The sequence below is a fragment of the Methylophaga sp. UBA4204 genome (genome assembly GCF_002379485.1).
GTDB lineage: Bacteria > Pseudomonadota > Gammaproteobacteria > Nitrosococcales > Methylophagaceae > Methylophaga.
Genome location: NZ_DFTU01000078.1, coordinates 60578 through 60885, shown reverse-complemented (window position 1 = coordinate 60885; position 308 = coordinate 60578). Strand labels below are relative to the sequence as shown.

Genomic DNA, 308 nt, shown 5'->3' with positions numbered 1-308 from the left:
TAATCCATGCCAAACCATAATATCAGCCATATGGTCACAAACAGCCCGGTTCCCGAAGTGAGCGAGCCATTGAGAATGCCCAGAAAAAACAATACAACTGCACCAATCAGGTAACCATGGCGCTCACGATTTAACGGCGTATATAACTGACCTAAAGCCGGTTTAAATAAAGAATATATGCCTAATGATCCGGTTAATACGCCCAGGGCAATCTCTGCGATTCGATCTGGTACCATTAATATCACACTGCCGCCGATCACTACCCCCGGCAGGCCGGCCACCAAGAGCAATATCACAAACTGACGTTC

Annotated in this window: 1 protein-coding gene; it reads right to left on the bottom strand. The window is 47.1% G+C overall.

Annotated features, from left to right (window positions below; genetic code table 11):
* The coding region (locus B3182_RS11410; RefSeq protein WP_292752800.1) for a sulfite exporter TauE/SafE family protein at window positions 1-308 on the bottom strand (308 nt) is incomplete at both ends.